The following is a 19,342-nucleotide window of genomic DNA, read 5'->3' as shown; positions in this document are numbered from 1 at the left end:
AAATGCGGTCATGGTCGACGTTCTGGTGGTGGGTGGGGGCAATGCGGCGCTGTGCGCGGCCCTGATGGCGCGCGAAGCCGGCGCCAGCGTGTTGCTGCTGGAAGCCGCGCCGCGCGAATGGCGCGGCGGCAATTCGCAGCACACGCGCAATCTGCGCTGCATGCACGATGCGCCGCAGGACGTGCTGGTCGATGCCTATCCCGAAGAGGAATACTGGCAGGACCTGCTCAAGGTCACCGGCGGCCAGACCAACGAATACCTGGCGCGGCTGGTGATCCGCGAGTCGTCCACCTGTCGCGACTGGATGCGGCGCCACGGCGTGAACTTCCAGCCGCCGCTGTCGGGTGCGTTGCACGTGGCCCGCACCAATGCGTTCTTCATGGGCGGCGGCAAGGCGCTGGTCAATGCCTACTACCGCAGCGCCGAAGCGCTGGGCGTGCAGATACGCTACGACGCGCCGGTGGATGCGCTGGAACTGCAAGACGGCCGCTTCATCGCCGCGCGCATCGGCGCCGAACGCATCGAGGCGCGCGCCTGTGTGCTGGCCGCCGGCGGCTTCGAGTCCAACCGCGAATGGCTGCGCGAGGCCTGGGGCCAGAACGAATGCGGCGAATGGCCTGCCGACAACTTTTTGATCCGCGGCACGCGCTTCAACCAGGGTGTGCTGCTCAAGTTCATGCTGGACGCGGGCGCGGACCGCATCGGCGATCCGTCGCAGTCGCATTGCGTGGCCATCGACGCCCGCGCGCCGCTGTATGACGGCGGCATCTGTACCCGCATCGATTGTGTGTCGCTGGGCGTGGTGGTCAACCGCGACGCCCAGCGCTTCTATGACGAAGGCGAGGATTTCTGGCCCAAGCGCTATGCCATCTGGGGCCGCCTGACGGCCATGCAGCCGGGGCAGATTGCCTATTCGATCATCGACGCCAAGGCCATCGGCCGCTTCATGCCGCCGGTTTTTCCGGGCGTCCAGGCCGACACGCTGCCCGCACTGGCCACGCAGCTGGGCCTGGACCCCGTGGCGTTCGAACGTACCGTGCGCGACTACAACCAGGCCTGTCGGGTCGGCAAGTTCGACCACACCGCGCTGGACGACTGCCATACCGAAGGCCTGACGCCCGCCAAGACCCACTGGGCCCGGCCCCTCGACACCGCGCCGTTCTACGGCTATGCGCTGCGTCCCGGCATCACGTTCACTTACCTGGGCCTGAAGGTCGATGAGACCGCCGCGGTGCGCTTTGGTGATGTTCCCAGCGACAACCTGTTCGTTGCCGGTGAAATGATGGCCGGCAACGTGCTGGGCAAGGGCTACACGGCGGGGGTGGGCATGTCCATCGGCACGGCGTTCGGTCGCATCGCCGGCACCCGCGCCGCCGCCGCCGCGCGCCACGCCCATTTCGAAGGAGCCCGCCATGCGGCAGCTTGAAGCCCTGGCCCAGCAGGCCCAGTCGTTCAACCCGCCGCAAGCGGCGATGACCGAGCAGGTCGTCACATGGCATGGCCGTGGCGCCGCGCCGGCTTCTTCGCCGGTTGCCGCCGCGCCCGATGCGCTCAGCGGCGGCGAGGCCGAAGTGGCCCGCGTCATGCAGATCTGCAACGCCTGCCGCTATTGCGAAGGGTTCTGCGCGGTGTTTCCCGCCATGACCCGGCGCCTGGAATTCGGCAAGGCCGACCTGAACTACCTGGCCAATCTGTGCCACAACTGCGGCGCCTGTCTGCATGCCTGCCAATACGCGCCGCCGCACGAGTTCGCGGTGAACGTGCCGCAGGCCATGGCCAAGGTGCGCATGCAGACGTACACCGACTACGCCTGGCCACCCGCGCTGGACCAGCTGTACCGCCGCAACGGGCTGACGCTGTCGCTGGCTGCCGCGGCGAGTCTTGCGCTGTTTCTGACACTGGCGGTGCTGCTGACCGGCAGCCTGTGGCATGCGCCGATGGCGGGCAATTTCTATGCGGTGTTTCCGCACAACACGCTGGCGCTGATGTTCGGCGCGGTATTCGGCTTTGCCATGCTGGCGCTGGGCGTGGGGGTGACGAAGTTCTGGCGCGACGTCAGTCCGGGCGCGGCCAGCGGCGCGGCGGTCGCCGAGGCCGCGCACGATGCGCTGCGGCTGCGCTATCTGGATGGCGGCCACGGCAAGGGCTGCAACAACGCCGACGATGCTTTCACGCTGTGGCGTCGCCGCTTTCACCATTTCACGTTCTACGGCTTCATGCTGTGCTTTGCCGCCACGGTCGTGGCCACGCTGTACCACTACCTGCTGGGCCAGCAGGCGCCATATCCGTTCTGGAGCGCGCCGGTGCTGCTGGGCACGGTGGGCGGCATCGGCCTGCTGGTCGGACCGGCGGGGCTGCTGTGGTTGAACCTCAAACGCCATCCGCAGCATGGCGACGCCGCGCAAAAGCCGATGGACCGCGGCTTCATCGCGCTGCTGTTCCTGACCAGCGCCACGGGCCTGGCGCTGCTGGCCGGTCGCGACACCGGCGCCATGGCGCTGCTGCTGGCGGTGCACCTGGGCGTGGTGATGGCGCTCTTCCTGACGCTGCCCTACGGCAAGTTCGCGCACGGCATCTACCGATCGGCCGCGTTGCTCAAGTGGTCGATCGAAAAACGCCAGCCCAACAAGCTGCAACTGGGGGCCGACTGAAAGCCGGACCCGCGCGGCGCCGGGACGCCAGTCCGGACGCCGCGCATCGATTCGTTGTACCCGCTCGCATGACGGCGCCCTCGATGGCGCCGCAAACCATATCCATCAGGAGACCTGCATGTTCCCTTCCCGCATCGCCCGCGCGGCGCTTGCCGCCTGTCTGTTGTCGGCCCTGCCGACCGTGCACGCACAGACCTTTCCCGCCAAGCCCATCACGCTGGTGGTGCCACATTCGGCGGGGGGCACGTCCGACATCCTGGCGCGCACCGTGGCGGCCGAAGCCGCCAAGACGCTGGGCCAGACCATCGTGATCGACAACAAGGGCGGCGCCAACGGCACCATCGCGGCCAAGCAGGTGGCCTCGGCCGCGCCGGACGGCTACATGCTACTGCTGGCCACCGCCAGCACGCACGGCATCAACCCGTCGCTGTACTCGCGCATCTCGTACGACGCGGCCAAGGATTTCACGCCCGTCACGCTGCTGGCCACGGTGCCCAATGTGCTGGTGATCGGCCCCAACGTGAAGGCCGCCGATGTGCAGGCGTTGATCGCCCACATCAAGGCGCAGGGCGACCGCAGCAACATGGGCTCGGCCGGCGCGGGCACCCCCGGGCACCTGGCCGGCGAGATGTTCAAGCGCGCGGCCGGCCTGCAGTTCACCCACGTGCCCTATAAGGGCGGCAGCCCAGCCATCACCGACCTGATCGGCGGCCAGATCGATTTCCTGTTCACGACCATTCCCGGCGCGTTGCCGCATATCAAGGCGGGTACGTTGCGTGCACTGGCGGTGACCTCGCCCCAGCGTTCGCCCGCGCTGCCTGATATTCCGACCATGGCCGAATCCGGTTTGCCCGGCTTCCAGGCCTTGTCGTGGCATGGCGTGGTGGCGCCGGCGGGCACGCCCGACGCGGTGGTGCAGAAATTGAATGCCGCGTTGAGCGGCGCATTGGCCGCACCCGCCGTGCGCCAACGCCTGATGGAAGAAGGCGCGCAGGCATCGAATGTGAACACGGCTGCGTTCGGCGCTTTCATCCAGTCAGAGATCGTGGCGTGGGCACAGGCTGTGAAGGACTCGGGCGCCACGGCGAACTGACGATCGTCATGTGAGTCACGCAGGGTCGCATGCCAGGATTTCGCGCATGCTGACGACCCTGCTGTTTGCCCTGCTGGCGCACGCGCCGCTGGCGGCCTGCGACCTTGATCTGACGTGCCCGTCAGCCGTGTTTCAACGCGCCTGGTAGGCGTCGCACAACGCCAGGTATTCGTCGCCGTTGATCTCCAGCGCCATGGCCTGGATCATCACGCGCTTCTTGTTCGGCAGCGAGGTCTTCAGCTGGATCTGCCTGGCGGTGGGAATGCCGACGTAGCTTTGATTGACGTAGGTGTTCTCGTTGATGGCGTCCCACGGAATGACGGTGCCGTCGGTGATCTTCAGCCCGCCGCGGGTGAAGGTGATCACGGGCGTGGCGGGGCCGAAGGCGCGCGTCAGGCATTTGACGACCAGCCAGACGCCGATGGCGGCGATGGCGGCAAAGAACGCCAGGGCGCCCATGCTGTCGTGCGAGCGCGCGGCCAGGAAACCGAAGACCAGTGCCGCGACCGTCCAGATGACCGCGCCCGCGATCAGGCGGTTGCGGGAGAAATACACGGGACGGTCGGCCAGCGTTTGCGATTGTTGGGCGGGGGAGCTGTAGATTTCCATGTCGAGGCTGCGCAAAAAGGGGAAAGGGGCCGCCGTCCTGTGACGGGGCGGAATCGAAGTCAGGCGCCGGGCAGGTATTGGCGTAGACAGGCCAGCATCACCGATTCATTGACGATCCTGGACCGGTCGATCTTGTGGGTCTTGCCCTGGGCGACGATGATCAGCGTCTCGTCGGTTTCCATGTCTTCGCTGTCCGATTGCGTACGGATGGTGTCGATGGCGGTCCAGGGAATCTGCTGGCCCTTGTGCACCAGGCCGGCGGCGTTCATGCCCAGCGGGCCGAACGCCACGGTGGCGCCGGCTTGCAGCTGGCGCCGGGTATCGGCTTCGAGATTGCCGCCTACCGCGTCTTCCAGGTGCTCGGCCAGTGCATAGCCGTCTTGCCAGATCGGCAGGCGCAGCCGGATGCGTTCGCCGCTGTGCAGGGTCAGCAGCAGATGGTCGCGGTTGTGCAGGTGGCGCATCGACGCAATGTCGGTATAGGGCACGGTGCGCGTGCCCAGATGCAGCGCGTGGCCGTCAAGTGCGAGCGAGGCCGGAGCGCGCCACCATGCGACCAGATCCGACCCCCGCCACAGCAGGTAGCCCACGGTGGGCAGCGTCAGGAAGAACACCAGCCACATGGCGCGATAGCGCAGCATCTCGACGAGCAGGCTGCGGGGCAGCAGCCAGATGTCGATGGCGGCCAGCAGCTGCGCGCAGAACAGGTACAGCAGGGCCGCGGCGCCCAGGTAGCAACCCAGCGCGTGGCGCGGCAAAACTCGGGGGAACGAAGCAGTCATGAGAAACGCGCCGCGACGCGGCACCGTCCAGATGTCGAAGGCTTCGCACTCTAAGGGATGTGGGTCGGGGCGGGGTTTCTATCTGTATCAATATGGCGGATTTCATGTCCCCATGAGCTTGCCCAGCGTCGCCATGCCCTGTTCCATCCCGGCATTCCAGGGGTGTCCGTAATTCAAGCGCAGAAAGTTGCCGAAGGCGCCCGACGACGAGAACAGCGGCCCCGGCGCGATGCTGATGCCGTGGCCCAGCGCCGCGCGATGCAGCTGCAGCGTGTCGATGTGCGCGGGCAGTTCGACCCAGGTGAAGTAGCCGCCCAGCGGCCGCGTGGCGCGGGTGCCCTTGGGAAAGTAGCGTGCCACGGCTTGCAGTACCTCGCCTTGTTGCAGCGCCAGCGTCTGGCGGAACTGGCGCAGGTGGCGATCGTAGCCGCCCTGGGCCAGATAGGCGGCAATGGCGGCCTGGGTGGGCGCGGCGGTGGCCAGGCTGGTGGTGAGCTTGTTGCGCATGATGGCGCGGGTATGGCGCCCGGCGGCCACCCAGCCCACGCGGTAGCCGGGCGCCAGCGTTTTCGAGAACGACGAGCAATGCATCACGATGCCTTCGCGGTCGAAGGCCTTGGCGGGGCGCGGCCGGGTGTCGCCGAAATAGAGCTCGCCATAGACGTCGTCTTCGATCAGCGCGACGCCGTGTTCGGTCAGGAGCCGCACCAGCGCTTCTTTCTTGGCCTCGGGCATCAGGCTGCCCAAGGGATTCTGGAAGGTGGTCATCAGCCAGCACGCGCGCGGCGTGTGCTGCACGATGGCGCGTTCCAGGGCCTGCAAATCGATGCCTTCGCGTGGATGCGTGGCCACTTCGATGGCGTGCAGCTGGTTGCGTTCCAGCGATTGCAGCGCGGCGTAGAAGGTGGGCGATTCGACGATGACGGCATCGCCGGGCTGTGTCACGGCGGCCAGCGACAGGTTCAGCGCGTCCAGCGCGCCGTTGGTGATGATGATGTCGTCCACCGGCACCGTCAGGCCGTCGGCCAGGTAGCGCAGCGCGATGGCGCGGCGCAGCGCGGCATCGCCCGGGCTGAGGTCGTCGATGGAACTCCAGGGGTCCAGCTGCTGCACCGCGCTTGCCATGAACTTGGCCAGCCGGCCGTAGGGCAGCAGCGACGGGCTGGGAAAGGCCGACCCGAACGGCAGCATGTCGCGCCGCAGGGTGGCGTTGAGCACTTGCAGCACGTTGTCGCTGACATCCACCGGATGGCGGCCCGCGCTGGCGCTGGACAGACCGTCGGGTTCGGGTAGCGCTGCATGGGGCGCGTGCAGCACGTAGTAACCGGACCGGTCGCGTGCGCGGATCAGGCCGCGCGCTTCCAGCAGGTAGTAGGCCTTGAACACCGTCGACGGACTGACCCCGCGGCTGGCGCTGGTCTGGCGCACCGAGGGCAGGCGGTCGCCGGCCTGCAACAGGCCCGAGAGGATCGAGGCGGTGATATCTTCGGTCAGGCGTTCATAGCGCTTCATGGCGGGTCCGTGAAAAGCGGGAAATCAAGTCGACATGCCGACGGCGCGCATGATGAGGCGCAAGGCGCAGGCCGCCACGCCCAGCGCGGCCACGCTGCCGGCCCAGATCAGCGCCAGCCACAACAAGCGGCTGCGCCACGAGGTGGGGGAAGGTGAGGCATGCATCAATGGAACTCCTCGCCCGCGCGCACCTTGCCGCGAAACACGTAGTAGGACCAGGCGGTGTACATCAGGATAATCGGAATGATGACCAGCGCCCCGACCAGCGCAAAGCCCAGGCTTTGCGGCGGCGCGGCGGCGGTCCAGATGGACACGTCGGGTGGAATGATGGCGGGCCAGATGCTGATGCCCAGGCCGCTGTAACCCAGAAATACCAGGCACAGCGCCAGCACGAAGGGGCCGGCGTTGGGCGTACCGCGCACGCGCCGCACCAGGTCGAAGCCGGCGGCCGCCACCAGCAACGGCACGGGCAGGAACCAGAACATGTTCGGCAGGCTGAACCAGCGCTGCGCGATCTGCGGCTGCGCCAGCGGCGTCCACAGACTGAGCACGGCGATCACGCCCAGCAGCGCCAGCGTCAGCGGCCGGGCCAGCGTGCACATGTGGCGATGCAGGCGGCCTTCGGTCTTCATGATCAGCCAGGTGCAGCCCAGCAGCGCGTAGCCCGCGACCAGGCCCACGCCGGTGAAGAGCGAAAACGGGCTGATCCAGTCCCACGCGCCGCCTTGATACGCGCGGTCTACGACCGGTATGCCTTCGATGTAGGCGCCCAGCGTCACGCCTTGGAAGAACGTCGCGCACAGCGACCCCAGCACGAACGCGCGGTCCCACAGCGGACGGTGGTGCGGGTCCGCCTTGAAGCGGAATTCGAACGCCACGCCGCGAAAGATCAGCCCCAGCAGCATGAACACCAGCGGCAGGTGCAGCGCGCTCAGGATCACCGAATACGCCAACGGAAATGCCGCCAACAGACCCGCGCCGCCCAGCACCAGCCAGGTCTCGTTCCCATCCCACACGGGCGCCACGGTGTTGACCATGACGTCGCGTTCCTCGGCATCGGGGATCAGCGGGAACAGGATGCCGATGCCCAGGTCGAAGCCGTCCATCACCACGTACATCATCACGCCGAACAGGATGATGACGGCCCATATCAGTGCAAGATCGATACCCATGGCGTCAGGCTCCCTTGGCGTTGCGTGAGGCGGACGGAACATCCGCCGAGGTGGAGGCGGCCGACAGCGGCCGCGACGGCTGGCGCGGTTCGCCCGGGCCGCCGGACAGCGGCGCATGGCCAGGCGCCGGCGTGGGACCCATGCGGATCAGGCGCAGCATGTACGACACGCCGGCGCCAAACACGAACAGGTACACCACCACGAACAGCGCCAGCGTCAGCGTCAGTTCGCCGATGCCATGGCGGGTGGCAGCGTCTGCCGTGCGCATCACGCCGTAGACGATCCACGGCTGTCGGCCGATCTCGGTGACATACCAGCCCGCCAGGATCGCCAGCAGGCCGGAGGGCCCCATCCACAGCGCAAAGCGCTGCAAGGCCCGCGACTGGTACAGCTTGCCGCGCCAGCGCGCCCACAGCGCCCAGGCTGCCAGGGCGATCATCAGCATGCCCAGCCCGGCCATCACGCGAAACGACCAGAACACCACGGTGGCGTTGGGCCGGTCCTGGGGCGGATACGATTTCAGGCCGGGAAACTGGCCGTCCCAGCTGTGGGTCAGGATCAAGCTGCCCAGGCGCGGGATGTTGACGGCGTAGCGGGTTTCCTCGCGTTCCATGTCGGGAATGCCGAACAGCGTCAGCGGCACGCCCGCACCGGGTTCGTTGTCCCAGTGGCCTTCGATGGCGGCGATCTTGGCCGGCTGGTGCTTGAGCGTGTTCAGGCCATGGAAGTCGCCCACCACGGCTTGCAGCGGCGCCGATATGGCCAGCATGGCCATCGCCATCGCGAACATCTTCTTCACGGCCGGGCTGCGGTCGCCGCGCAACAGGTGCCAGGCGCCGGACGCGCCCACCATCAACGCGGTGGCCAGGAAGGCGGCGATGCCCATGTGCGCCAGACGATAGGGGAAAGACGGGTTGAAGATCACGGCCAGCCAGTCGGTCGGCACCACGCGGCCATCCAGGATCTCGTAGCCTGCGGGTGTCTGCATCCAGCTGTTGGACGCCAGGATCCAGGTGGCCGACACCAACGTGCCCAGCGCCACCATGATGGTCGAGAAAAAGTGCAGGCCCGGCCCCACGCGTGACCAGCCGAACAGCATCACGCCCAGGAAGCCGGCTTCCAGGAAGAAAGCGGTCAAGACTTCGTAGGCCAGCAGCGGCCCGGTCACGCTGCCGGCGAAATCGGAGAAGAAGCTCCAGTTGGTGCCGAACTGGTAGGCCATCACCAGGCCGGACACGACCCCCATGCCGAAATTGACGGCGAAGATCTTGGTCCAGAAGTGGTAGAGGTCGCGGTAGACGGTGTTGCGGGTACGCAGCCAACAGCCTTCCAGCACGGCCAGGTAGCTGGCCAGCCCGATGGTGATGGCGGGAAAGAGGATGTGAAAAGAGATGGTGAAACCGAACTGTATTCGGGCAAGCAGTAGCGCGTCGCTATCCATGGCGGAGTTTTCCTGACTTCAAGGCCCGCGCGGGGAAACCGCTGGTAGGCGGCGCGCGCGGACAGGCTGGTGCCTGTAGCGTCAAGGTAGGCCGGCGACGATAGTTAGTACAGATTCAGAAACTGCTGAAAAAAGCGGATCAGTTTGCGGACGGCGAAGGCCGTTACCGCCGTATTTCATAGGGAAACGGGCAGTTTTTTGCGGAAGGGGACAGACTGGCGGGTTACAAAAAAAGCAGCACAGCCGGATGACTGTGCTGCTTGATCCGAGTCACCCGCTAGGCGCGCGCCGCCTCGTCGATCAGCGCGGCCACGTCATCGGCGCGCGACTGTGTATGGAGCCACGATCATGCTATGGCCACTCCTGGCGCGCCATGGCGTGGGATTGTTTCAGGCCTATCGCTTCACGGTGCAGGACGACCTGCGGCGCTAGCCGCGGCGCGGCGCTGCACGTGCTGGCTGAGCCAGACGCTGCCCACCACGATCACCATGCCGGTCATCTGCGCCGCGCTCAGGCGCTGGTCCAGCAGCGCCCAGCCCAGCAGCACGGCGGTGACCGGGCTCAGGAATCCCAGCGACGACACCACTGCGGGTTCCAGCCGGGCGATGCCGCGAAACCAGATCACGTAGGTCAGCGCCGCGCCGATCAGCCCCAGGTAGGCGATGCCCAGCACGTTCAGGGCCGTGACTGGCGGCAGGGCGGGTTCGGCCAGCAGCGCCACCGGCAACAGCAGCACGCCACCCGCCGTCAGTTGCCACGAGGTAAAGGTCAGCGCCGACACCGGCGGCTGCCAGCGGCGGCTGAGCACGGTGCCCAGGGCCATGGACGCCGCGCTGAACAGGCCGGCCGTGACGCCCACCGGGTCCAGCGCCGCCTTGGGGCCCAGCACCAGCAGGGCCACGCCACCGATGCCGGCCAGCGCCGCCAGCACCGCCAGGCCGCGCACGGGCGAGCCCAGCAAGGCGCGCGCCAGCAGGATGACCACCAGCGGCTGGATCGCGCCCAGCGTCGCGGCCACGCCGCCCGGCAGGCGGTAGGCGGCCACGAACAGCAGCGCCCAGAACACCGAGAAGTTCAGCGCACCCAGGACAAAGGCGCGCAGCCACCAGATGCCCTGCGGCAGTTGCCGCACGGCCAGCAACAGCAGGATGCCGGCGGGCAGGGCGCGCAGCATGGCCACCATCAGCGGGTAGCCCTGCGGCAGCATCAAGGTGGTGACGACATAGGTGCTGCCCCAGATGGCGGGGGCCACCGCGGTCAGGAGCAGGTCGGCGCTGCGGCTCATGGCGAGAATTCCTTGGAAGGGCAAGACGGGCCGGGCGCGGGCGCGGCATCCATACCGACAGGCTAATTGAATCGCCAGGCCGCGATAATATCCATTCCAATGGCAACATCATTCACTGGCAGTGAATGATCATCCGGGGAATCCATGGATCATCTCACCGCGCTCAAGGTGTTTCGCCAGGTGGTGGAGCAGGGCGGTTTTGCGGCGGCCTCGCGCCAGTTGGGGCTGTCGCCGGCCGCCGTCAGCAAGAACATCGCCGAACTCGAAAGCCATGTGTCGGCGCGCCTGTTGAACCGCACCACCCGCCGCATGAGCCTGACCGAGGCGGGGCGGCAGTACTACGACCAGGTCGCCCGCATCCTGGACGACCTGCACGAGGCCGAGTCGTCACTGGGGCCGCTGCAGCAGGAACCCGCCGGCACGCTGCGCGTGAGCGCGCCGCTGTCGCTCAGCCTGACGCTGCTGGCGGGCGCCATGCCGCGCTTTCTGGCGCGCTATCCGCGCCTGTCGCTGGACCTGCACCTGGAAGACCGCCGCATCGACCTGGTGAAGGAAGGCTTCGACGTGGCCATTCGCGGCAGCGACCGGCTGGAAGACTCCAGTCTGGTGGCCCGCAAGCTGCTGACGCTGGAACACGTGCTGTGCGGCGCGCCAGCGTATTTCCAGCAGCATGGGGTACCGGTCCAGCCCGCCGACCTGCGGCGCCTGGAATGCGTGCGCTTCACCCTGTCGGGGCATGCCGATGAATGGACTTTCCAACGGGCGGGGCAGGTCGAACGCATCCCGGCGCGGGACCGCTACCAGGTCAGTTCCAGCCTGGCAGTCTGCGATGCCTTGCGGGCAGGGTTTGGTGTGAGCCTGGTGCCACGCGCATATGTGCAGGCCGACCTGGACCGCGGCGCCTTGCAGGCGGTGCTGCCAGATTGGGTGCCCGTGTAGACGGAGGTCTACGCGGTGTATCCGTCGCGCCGCCACATGGTGGCCAAGGTGCGGGCGCTGGTGGATTTCCTGGTCGAGGAATTGGGCGCGCCGGCGGCGTGAGCCGGCGCACGGGCGCGTGCCGTCGCAAGCGCCCGTGCTCCAGGCAGGCGGGCAGGCTTCAGTACATGTGCTGCCCGCCGTTCATGGCGACATTGCTGCCCGTCATGAACGCCGCCGCATCGCTGCAGATGAACGCCACCAGCGCGGCGATTTCATCAGGTTCCCCCAGCCGCCCCAGCGGAATCTGCGGCAGGATCTTTTCCTTCAATACGTCTTCGGGCACGGCCTTGACCATCGCCGTGGCCAGGTAGCCCGGCGACACGGTATTGACCGTGACGTTCTTCTTGGCCAATTCCAGCGCCAACGCCTTGGTGAACCCGTGGATGCCGGCCTTGGATGCCGCGTAGTTGGTCTGCCCGAACGCGCCCTTGGACCCGTTCACCGACGAGATGTTGACGATGCGGCCCCAACCACGGTCGGCCATCGGCCCGCACAGCGGCTGCGTCATGTTGAACATGGAATCGAGGTTGCTGCGCATGACCTCGTTCCAGTTCTCATAGCTCATTTTGCGCAGGCTGGCGTCGCGCGTGATGCCGGCGTTGTTGATCAGGATGTCGATCTGGCGGCCGTCATCTTCCAGGCGTCGGGCCAGCGCCTGGCACGACGCATAGTCGGCCACGTCAACCTTGACCATGTCGTAGCGCCGGCCCTTGGCCGCCTCGTCGGTCAGCCAGGCACGGGTGGCTTCTTCGCTGGAGTGGTACGTGACGATCACGTCGTGGCCGGCGTCGTGCAACGCCCGGGCGATGGCGCGGCCCAGGCAGCCCGCGCCGCCGGTGACGAGCGCCGTGCGCTTAGCGCCCATGGCGCGCCCCGACCTGGGTGGCTTCCTGCATGGCCGAGCACGCCGAGGTCATCTGCTCGGAAAAGCTGGACCACATGCGCGTCAGCGGCGAGGCCGTGAGGCCGCCCGTGGCCGCGGCCGAGGCATTGCTGAGCCAGCCGCTGAAGGCTTCGCTGACGCCGGCGGCCAGCGCCGCCTGGTCTTCGAGCGCGGCATGGGTGATGGCCTGGCTGGCTTCCAGCTGGCATTGCCAGTGCTTGCGCGTGGCTTCGCCCAGGGCCGGGGCGATGGCCTGCCAATTGCCGTCGACCTTCAGCGGTCCGAACGAGGCGAAATATTGGCCTGCGGTGTCGCCGGCCAGGCGTTGGCTCAGTTGCAGCCAGCGCTGCTGGCTTTCCTGGGCCAGTTCGGCCAGGCGCTTGCAATAGGCGACATTGGCGCCGGCGAGATCCGGGGGCGTGGGGGCGGTTGTCTTCTTCATCATGCGTCCTTTTAAGAGAGTAATAAGGGCCAACGAATACACAGGCCTCACGCCATCTGGCTGAGGGTCTTGCGAAAGCGCGTCAAAGAGAAGGCGAACAGGACGCTGCCGATCAGCGCCAACGCCAGGAAAGGTTGCCAGACGACGCTTAATCCCGCGCCGCGAAAGAGAATGGCCTGGCCGAGTTCCACGAAGTGGGTGGTGGGGGCGGCCAGCATGATGTTCTGCACGAAGTCGGGCATGCTTTCGCGCGGCGTGGTGCCGCCGGACAGCATCTGCAAGGGCAGCAGCACCAGTACGAGCAACATGCCGAATTGCGGCATGCTGCGCGCCAGCGTCGCCATGAAGATGCCCATGGCGGTGGTCGCGAACAGGTGCAGCGCCACGCCCACCAGGAACAGGGCCACCGATCCTTCGACCGGCACTTGCAACAGGCCGCGCACCACGAATGTCAACGATAGCGCAGCGGACACCAGTACGACCAGCCCCATCGACCAGACTTTCGCCAGCATGATCTCGGTAGGTGTTACAGGCATCACCAGCAAGTGTTCGATGGTGCCGTGTTCGCGCTCGCGGATCAGCGCGGCGCCGGTCAGGATGATCGACAGCATCGTGACGTTGTTGATGATTTCCATCAGGCTGCCGAACCACGCCTGCGTCAGGTTCGGGTTGAAACGCATGCGCACCGCCAGGTCCACCGGCAGCTCGGTCGGCTTGCGGTAGCGCTGCACGAATTCGTTGATCTCGTCGGTGATGATCTGCTGGATGTAGTTGCTGCCCGTGAAGGCCTGGCTCATGCGGGTGGCGTCCACGTTCAGCTGGATCTGCGCGGGGCGGCCCGCCAGCACGTCGCGCTGGAAATTCGGCGGGATGTTGACGGCAAAGGTATAGCGTCCGGCGTCCATGCCGGCGTCGGCCTCGGCCGAATCGATCATCTGCGGCCGGGTGAAGTGCGGCGGATAGAACGCCGATTCGATGCGCGAGGACAGGGGCGATACATCTTCGTCGACCACGGCGATAGCGGCGTTGTGCAGCGATTCGGGTACGGCCGTCGCGGCGGTGTAGATCATCAGCGTGAACGACACGCCGATCAGCACCAGCATCATCGGATCGCGCGCCAGGCTCCAGAGCTCTTTCACGCCCAGCCGGAAGATATTGGCGGCATGTCGCAGCATGATCAGGTCTCCTGCTTCTTCAACAACAGCACCGACGCGCCCAGGATGACGGGAATCGCCACCAGCAAGGGCCAGAACGCGCCTTGCAGGTTCGAGAAATCCAGCGCCTTGCTGAAGACGCCGCGGCTGATGGTGAGCATGTGGGTGGCGGGGTAGACCTGGCCGATCAGCTTGCCGCCGCCTTCCAGCGACGACACCGGATTGAGCAGCCCGGCGAACTGCACGGCCGGCACCAGCGTGCCGATCATGGTGAAGAACAGCGCCGCGATCTGGCTGCGGGTGAAGGTCGATGCCAACAGGCCGATGGCGGTGGCGACCACGTTGTAGATCAGCGCGGCGGCCAGCAAGGTCAGGAAACTGCCGTTGATGGGCACGCCGAACAGCGTCACCGCCAGCAGCGTCATCAACAGGAAGTTCAGCATCGCCAGCGCCACGTATGGCCCCTGCTTGCCCAACAGGAATTCCAGCCGCGTTACCGGCGTGACGTACAGGTTGATGATCGAGCCCAGTTCCTTTTCGCGCACCACCGCCAGCGCCGTCAGCATCGCCGGCATCATCAGGAGCAGCAGCGGGATCACGGCCGGCACCATGGCGGGCAGGCTGCGCACGTCGGGGTTGTAGCGAAAGCGCGTTTCGATGCTGAAGGGCTGCGTCGCGCCCGCGCCCAGCCGTTCGCGCGCCTGCTGCTGCAGCCAGCCCTGGTGCATGCCCAGCACATAGCCGCGGATGGTCTCGGCGCGTTGCGGCATGGCGCCGTCGATCCAGACGCCGATCTGCGCGTTGCGGCCGCGTTCGGCGTCGCGCGCAAAACCTTGTGGAATCTCGATCGCCAGCGACAGCTCGCCGCTGCGCATGCGGGCGTCCATGTCCTGGTAGTCGCTGATGGGCGGCTGCTCGATGAAGTAGCGCGAGCCGGCCAGGTTCAGGCTGTAGTTCTGGCTCAGCGTGGTCTGGTCGCGGTCCATCACGGCGTAGCGCAGGTCTTCCACGTCCAGGCTGATGCCAAAGCCGATGACGAACATCAGCAGCAGCGAACCGGCCAGCGCCAGCGTGGCGCGCACCGGGTCGCGGCGCAGTTCCAGCGTTTCGCGCCACATGTAGCTGAACATGCGTTGCAGATTGAAGCCGCGATGTTCCGGGTGGACCACGGGCGCCGCGGGATCCCCCGTGTTTTCCGCCGCTGCCGTCGAGATATCCCCCGCCGTGCCAGGCTGCGTTCCCGCGCCCGCGTCGATCAGGTAGGCAATGAAGGCCTCTTCCAGCGTCTTGGCGCCGCGCAGCCGGATGATCTCCTCCGGCGATGCGCTCACCAGCACCTTGCCTGCGTGCATCAGCGACATGCGGTCGCAGCGCTGGGCCTCGTTCATGAAGTGGGTGGAAATGAAGATCGTGACCTGGTCCTGCCGCGCCAGTGCGATCAGCAGGCGCCAGAAATTGTCGCGCGCCACCGGGTCCACGCCCGAGGTCGGTTCGTCCAGGATCAGCAGTTCGGGCTTGTGCACCATGGCCACCGCCAGCGACAGGCGCTGGCGCACGCCCATCGGCAGCGTGTCCGGCAGGTCGTCCAGCGCGTCGGCCAGGTCAAAGCGCGCCACCATCTCGTCGACGCGGGCGGGGATGTCGGCCTCGGGTACGTGGAACAGCCGCGCGTGCAGCACCAGGTTCTGCCGCACCGTCAGTTCGCCGTATAGCGAGAATGCCTGCGACATGTAGCCGACGCGGCGGCGCGTGTCGATGTTCTTCGGGTCGACCTCGGCGCCGAACAGCCAGGCCTGGCCCTCGCTGGCCGGCAGCAGGCCGGTCAGCATTTTCATGGTGGTGGACTTGCCGCAGCCGTTCGACCCCAGGAAGCCGAAGATTTCGCCTTTGCGGATGCGGAAGTTGACGTGGTCTACCGCCACGAAGTCGCCAAAGCGCATGGTCAGGTCGCGCGCCTCGATGGCGATGGGGGCGTTGTCCTCCAGCGCCAGCGGCGTGATTTCCACGGGTTGGTGGCCACGCCGCTTTTCTTCGGGCAGCAAGGCGATGAACGCGGCTTCGAGCGAATCGGTGCCGGTGCGAGCGCGCAGTTCGTCGGGCGTGCCGGTGGCCAGCACGCGGCCTTCGTCCATGGCGATCAGCCAGTCAAAGCGCTGCGCCTCGTCCATGTAGGCGGTGGCGACGATGACGCTCATGCCGCTGCGTTCGCGGCGGATCTGGTTGATCAGGTCCCAGAACTGGGCGCGCGCCAAGGGGTCGACGCCGGTGGTGGGCTCGTCCAGGATCAGCAGGTCGGGGTCATGGATCAGCGCGCAGCACAGGCCCAGTTTCTGCTTCATGCCGCCGGACAGCTTGCCCGCGGGCCGCGACAGGAAGGCGTCCATGCCGGTGCTGCGGGTCAGGCTGTCGATGCGGCGGCGGCGCTCGGCCTCGCTGTGGCCGAACAGGCGGCCGAAGAACTGCAGGTTCTCTTCCACCGACAGGGTGGGGTACAGGTTCTTGCCCAGTCCTTGCGGCATGTAGGCGATGCGCGGGCAGACCTCGTCGCGGTGGCGCTTGCTGGCCATGTCGCCGTCCAGTACGCGCACCGAGCCTTCCTGCACCGCACGCGAGCCGGCCACCAGGGCCAGCAGGCTCGACTTGCCCACGCCGTCGGGGCCGATCAGGCCCACCATGCGGCCGGCGGGGATGTCCAGCGTGATGCCGTCCAGCGCCACGGTCTTGCCATAGCGCAATGCCACCCCCGACAGCTGCACCACCGGGGCGGGGGACGAGGCTGTCGTGGCGGTGTTCATCAGGGCACCTTGACTTCAAGCGTGGCGGGCCAGGCGGCCTCGCCGTCCAGCTTCAGCCAGGCCACGCCGGGCAGGCCGGTCTTGACCTGGGTCAGGTGCTGCTGCAGCAGCGCCGGGTCGATCTGCGCCTTGACGCGGAACATCAGCTTCTGGCGTTCGGTGGCCGTCTCGACCGTCTTGGGCGTGAACTGCGCGGTGCTGGCCACGAACGACACCTTGGCCGGAATCACGTATTGCGGCGCGGCGTCCAGGATGATGCGCACGTCCTGGCCCAGCGCGACGCGGCCGGCGGCCTGCTCGGGCAGGAAGAAGGTCATGTAGACGTCGGCCAGGTCCACCATGTTCAGCACCTTGCCGCCCGCGCCCAGCACTTCGCCGGACTGCGCCACGCGATACTGCACACGGCCGGCGCGCGGGGCGCGCAGTTCGCTGTCGGCAATGTCGGCGTCGATGCGGGCAATGGTGGCCTGCGCGGCGTTCACGGCCGACTGCGCGCCTACCTGGGCGGCGCGGGCCGCATCGATGGCGGCTGCGGCGGCCTTGACCTGCGCGCGCGCCGCGTTGACGGCGGCCTGGGCGCTGCGCACGCGGGCGCGGTCGTCATCCAGCTCCTGGATCGACGATGCGCCTTCGCGCGACAGCGTTTCCGAGCGCGCCAGGCGGCGGCGAGCAGCATCCAGTTCGCTTTCGCGCTGCACCACCACGGCTTCGGCGGCGAGCTTGTCGCTTTCGCGCTGCGCGATCTGGGCGCTGGCGCTGGCGGCGTTGTTGATGGCCTGCTGGTGCTGGGCGCGCGCTTCTTCGCGTTGCGCGGTCAGCGTATCGATCTGCATGCGCGCCAGCGGCTGGCCGGCGGCGACGAAATCGCCTTCGGCGGCCAGCACGTCCTGCACGCGGCCGGCCAGTTTGGTGGCCACGTCGATCTCGGTGGCTTCGATGCGGCCGTTGCCGCTGATGAAGCCTTCGCCAGGGCCGTTGTCGGACAGCATGCGCCAGCCGCCATAGCCGGCGGCGGCGACAGCCAGGACGATCAGGACGGGAATCAGTTTGCGGGTAGGCAGCTTCATGATGCGTTTCCGGGGGGTATCGAGGAGGGCGTGGCGGGCGCCTGGGTGCCGCCGCCCAGCGCGGCATACAGGCCGACGCGGGCCGACAGCAGCGCGCGGCGGGTCTGCACCAGCGTCTGCTGCGCCGCCAGCAGGTCGCGCTGGGCGTCCAGCACTTCCAGGTAGGGCGAGGCGCCATGGTCATAGCGCAGCTTGGCCAGGCGCGCGCGCTCGGCCTGGGCGGCCACGGTGGCGCGCAGCACCTGCACCTGCTCGGCCAGCCAGCGGCGCGCCGACAGCGCGTCGGACACGTCCTTGAACGCGCTCTGGATGGATTGTTCGTAGCCGGCCACGGCCTGGTCGCGACGCACTTCGGCCAGGTCCAGGTTGGCGCTGCGGCGGCCGGCATCGAAGATCGGCAGGTCCAGGCTGGGCGTGAAGTTCCAGGCGCGGCTGCCGGTGCCGAACAGGCCGTCGAGTTCGGCGCTGGCGGTGCCGAAGGCGCCCGTCAGCGTGATGCGGGGAAAGAACGCGGCGCGGGCCGCGCCGATGTTGGCATTGGCGGCACGCAACTGGTGTTCGGCCGCGACGATGTCGGGGCGGTTGGCCAGCAGGTCCGACGGCAATCCGGCCGGCAGGTCGCGCATCACTGCGTCGTCGTCCAGGCCGGCCTGCGGCAGGGGCAGGTCCAGCGGCTTGCCGACCAGCAATTCCAGGGCGTGGGCCTGCGTGGCGCGGGCCTGTTCCAGGTCGGCGCCCAGCGCGCGGGCCTGTTGCCACAGCGTCTCCACCTGGGTCAGGTCCAGCTTGGAGATCGAGCCGACTTCGTAGCGGCGGCGGAAGATGCGCAGGGATTCCTCGCGCGATGCAATCGTGGCGCGGGTCAGGGCCAGGCGCTCGTCCAGCTCGCGCAGCGACAGGTAACTGTCGGCCACCTGGGTGACCAGGCTGAGCGTGGCGGCGCGGGCGGCGGCATCGGAGGCCAGGTAGTTTTCCAGCGCGGCGTCCTTCAGGCTGCGCACGCGGCCCCAGAAGTCCAGCTCCCAGGTCGCCATGCCCACCCCGGCCTGGTATTGGCTGGCCACCTGGGGCCGGCCGGTCAGGTTCAGGTCGCCCGGCGTGCGGGCACGGGTGCCTTCGGCTTGCACCCCGATCGTCGGAAACTGGTCGGCGCGCTGGATACCGTAGAGCGCGCGCGCCTCTTCGACCCGCAGCAGCGCCACGCGCAGGTCGCGGTTATGCGCCAACGCCTCGCCGATCAGGCCTTGCAAGGTGGGGTCCGAAAAGTAGTCGCGCCAGTCGACCTGCGCGGCCGGCGTTGACGTTGGCGCAGCAGAGGCGGGCCCGGCAGTCTCGGCGGCATAGGTGGCCGCCACCGGCAGCGCCGGGCGGTCGTATTGCGGGGCCATCGACACGCAGCCCTGCACCAGCAGCACGGCCAGGGCGGCCGGCGCCAGGCGGGCGACGCTCCATGGCGCAAGGGAGGGGCGGGTCAT

16 protein-coding genes and 1 pseudogene are annotated in these 19,342 nt (G+C 67.6%); 4 read left to right on the top strand and 13 right to left on the bottom strand.

Going from position 1 to position 19,342, the window contains the following annotated elements; translation table 11 throughout:
• Positions 1–10 precede the first annotated feature (10 nt).
• The 3 genes from tcuA (at position 11) to AC3WMR_RS22760 (ending at position 3,744) form a co-directional block, all read left to right on the top strand.
• Entirely contained in the window at positions 11–1,426 is a 1,416-nt protein-coding gene (gene tcuA, locus AC3WMR_RS22770) for an FAD-dependent tricarballylate dehydrogenase TcuA (protein ID WP_492265126.1), read from the top strand.
• The gene (tcuB, locus tag AC3WMR_RS22765) at positions 1,413–2,651 is read left to right on the top strand and encodes a tricarballylate utilization 4Fe-4S protein TcuB (protein ID WP_492265127.1); all 1,239 of its coding nucleotides are present in this window, start codon (positions 1,413–1,415) and stop codon (positions 2,649–2,651) included. The genes tcuA and tcuB overlap by 14 nt, the downstream gene beginning before the upstream one ends.
• A 118-nt stretch (positions 2,652–2,769) precedes the next feature.
• Positions 2,770–3,744, top strand: a complete 975-nt coding sequence (locus tag AC3WMR_RS22760) for a Bug family tripartite tricarboxylate transporter substrate binding protein (protein ID WP_492265128.1) — start codon at positions 2,770–2,772, stop codon at positions 3,742–3,744.
• A gap of 132 nt (positions 3,745–3,876) precedes the next feature.
• On the opposite strand, the gene AC3WMR_RS22755 is transcribed toward AC3WMR_RS22760, so the two are convergent.
• The 7 genes from AC3WMR_RS22755 to AC3WMR_RS22725 all read right to left on the bottom strand — a co-directional run bounded on the left by AC3WMR_RS22755 (position 3,877) and on the right by AC3WMR_RS22725 (position 10,545).
• Entirely contained in the window at positions 3,877–4,353 is a 477-nt protein-coding gene (locus AC3WMR_RS22755; RefSeq protein ID WP_492265129.1) for a hypothetical protein, read from the bottom strand.
• A 59-nt stretch (positions 4,354–4,412) separates the two neighbouring features.
• The gene (locus AC3WMR_RS22750) at positions 4,413–5,135 is read right to left on the bottom strand and encodes a hypothetical protein (RefSeq protein WP_492265130.1); all 723 of its coding nucleotides are present in this window, start codon (positions 5,133–5,135) and stop codon (positions 4,413–4,415) included.
• Positions 5,136–5,237: 102 nt separating this feature from the next.
• Positions 5,238–6,647, bottom strand: coding sequence for an aminotransferase-like domain-containing protein (locus AC3WMR_RS22745; protein ID WP_492265131.1), 1,410 nt, complete (start codon positions 6,645–6,647; stop codon positions 5,238–5,240).
• A gap of 24 nt (positions 6,648–6,671) precedes the next feature.
• A complete protein-coding gene (locus AC3WMR_RS22740; RefSeq protein ID WP_492265132.1) occupies positions 6,672–6,812 on the bottom strand; it encodes a DUF2474 domain-containing protein in 141 nt (46 codons plus the stop codon).
• The gene (gene cydB / locus AC3WMR_RS22735; RefSeq protein WP_492265133.1) at positions 6,812–7,819 is read right to left on the bottom strand and encodes a cytochrome d ubiquinol oxidase subunit II; all 1,008 of its coding nucleotides are present in this window, start codon (positions 7,817–7,819) and stop codon (positions 6,812–6,814) included. Before cydB ends, AC3WMR_RS22740 begins: the two co-directional genes overlap by 1 nt.
• 4 nt (positions 7,820–7,823) lie before the next feature.
• Complete coding sequence (locus AC3WMR_RS22730; protein ID WP_492265134.1) at positions 7,824–9,260, bottom strand: cytochrome ubiquinol oxidase subunit I; 1,437 nt, start codon at positions 9,258–9,260, stop codon at positions 7,824–7,826.
• Between the two features lie 403 nt (positions 9,261–9,663).
• Positions 9,664–10,545, bottom strand: a complete 882-nt coding sequence (locus tag AC3WMR_RS22725) for an EamA family transporter (RefSeq protein WP_492265135.1) — start codon at positions 10,543–10,545, stop codon at positions 9,664–9,666.
• Between the two features lie 144 nt (positions 10,546–10,689).
• On the opposite strand from AC3WMR_RS22725, the pseudogene AC3WMR_RS22720 reads away from it, so the two are divergent.
• Positions 10,690–11,586: pseudogene (locus tag AC3WMR_RS22720) on the top strand (LysR family transcriptional regulator).
• Between the two features lie 58 nt (positions 11,587–11,644).
• On the opposite strand, the gene phbB reads toward AC3WMR_RS22720, so the two are convergent.
• Genes phbB through AC3WMR_RS22690 form a run of 6 tightly spaced genes read right to left on the bottom strand, consistent with a single transcriptional unit; the run spans position 11,645 to position 19,342 of the window.
• Positions 11,645–12,391 (bottom strand): acetoacetyl-CoA reductase, encoded by a 747-nt coding sequence (phbB, locus tag AC3WMR_RS22715; RefSeq protein WP_492265136.1) that lies wholly within the window; start codon positions 12,389–12,391, stop codon positions 11,645–11,647.
• On the bottom strand, positions 12,381–12,854 hold the full coding sequence (locus AC3WMR_RS22710) for a hypothetical protein (protein WP_492265137.1): 474 nt from the start codon (positions 12,852–12,854) through the stop codon (positions 12,381–12,383). The genes phbB and AC3WMR_RS22710 overlap by 11 nt, the downstream gene beginning before the upstream one ends.
• A 44-nt stretch (positions 12,855–12,898) precedes the next feature.
• Entirely contained in the window at positions 12,899–14,026 is a 1,128-nt protein-coding gene (locus AC3WMR_RS22705) for an ABC transporter permease (protein WP_492265138.1), read from the bottom strand.
• Between the two features lie 2 nt (positions 14,027–14,028).
• Entirely contained in the window at positions 14,029–16,800 is a 2,772-nt protein-coding gene (gene rbbA, locus AC3WMR_RS22700) for a ribosome-associated ATPase/putative transporter RbbA (RefSeq protein WP_492265139.1), read from the bottom strand.
• Positions 16,800–17,867, bottom strand: a complete 1,068-nt coding sequence (locus tag AC3WMR_RS22695; protein WP_492265140.1) for an HlyD family secretion protein — start codon at positions 17,865–17,867, stop codon at positions 16,800–16,802. Before AC3WMR_RS22695 ends, rbbA begins: the two co-directional genes overlap by 1 nt.
• Positions 17,864–19,342, bottom strand: coding sequence for an efflux transporter outer membrane subunit (locus AC3WMR_RS22690; protein WP_492265141.1), 1,479 nt, complete (start codon positions 19,340–19,342; stop codon positions 17,864–17,866). Before AC3WMR_RS22690 ends, AC3WMR_RS22695 begins: the two co-directional genes overlap by 4 nt.

The sequence above is a fragment of the Achromobacter sp. FW305-C-28 genome (genome assembly GCF_058783235.1).
This window is presented reverse-complemented; position numbering and strand designations above follow the sequence as displayed.